Genomic DNA, 929 nt, shown 5'->3' with positions numbered 1-929 from the left:
GATCACCAAACGAACGAGTATCGATGATCGGCGAAGCTGGGTTTAAGTTCACATCGCAGCATGGGCCAAGAATGCAGTTAAAACCGGCACTGCGCATCTCTTCGGCAAACACTTGATACATACGTTCCGTGCCCACGGCTTGGTCCGCCACGCCTAGCGCCAAATTGCCGGCCCGTCGGTCGATTCTCCACCAACACGCCCATGCCCCTTCTTGATCGACACCGAGCAATAACGGTAGACGCTGATGAGCATCAAGTAAGCACTGTAACGCTTGATTGAGCTGTTGAGCTTCGGCAAAGGTCTCTGCGTTATCTTGACTCAAGTAACAGCCACCGAGATTGATATTCCGCAATCATCCGCTGTGCGGCCTGAGCCGATTTGCCGGGAAAGGCCAAAATAAACAGTTGTCCGACTTTCTACTTTCAAGCTCCATTGGGCGATCTGATTTGCGATCTGTTGTTGGCTTACCATTGTTTGTTCTCCTTAAATTTACACCGCTATTTTTTGCGCAACTGTTTGATCTGTCCCATGGTGAACGTCACCGCCACAATCACGATGATTCCGCGTAAAATAAGTTGCTGATCAACGTTTAAGCCCATCAAAATCAGACCGTTATTCACCATTCCCATAATCAACGCGCCAATCACCGAGCCAATCACTGTACCTTTTCCACCAAACAAACTGGTTCCGCCGATGATCACGGCGGCAATCACCAGCATCAGATCGCTCTCACCTAAGGTATAACGTGCACTGTACAAACGTCCCGAGTATAAAATGCCAGCCAAGGCAGCAGGAACCATTGAGCATCAAACGATAGAGTTTGATGACGTTGACGTTAATTCCTGAGTACATGGCAGAGACCTTATTTCCACCGGTTGCCAGAACGTGTTTGCCAAGCGTGGTGTTGCGCAGCACAAAGGCGCCAATCA

Annotated in this window: 2 pseudogenes; both read right to left on the bottom strand. The window is 49.5% G+C overall.

Going from position 1 to position 929, the window contains the following annotated elements:
- A pseudogene (locus CIK04_RS32485) lies at positions 1 to 471 on the bottom strand (glycoside hydrolase family 3 N-terminal domain-containing protein); the annotation flags it as partial.
- A 26-nt stretch (positions 472 to 497) separates the two neighbouring features.
- Positions 498 to 929: pseudogene (locus tag CIK04_RS32480) on the bottom strand (ABC transporter permease); the annotation flags it as partial.

This window comes from Vibrio sp. 03_296 (assembly GCF_002265885.1).
The sequence above is the reverse complement of the archived record's forward strand: the minus strand, read 5'-3'. Positions and strand labels throughout refer to the sequence as shown.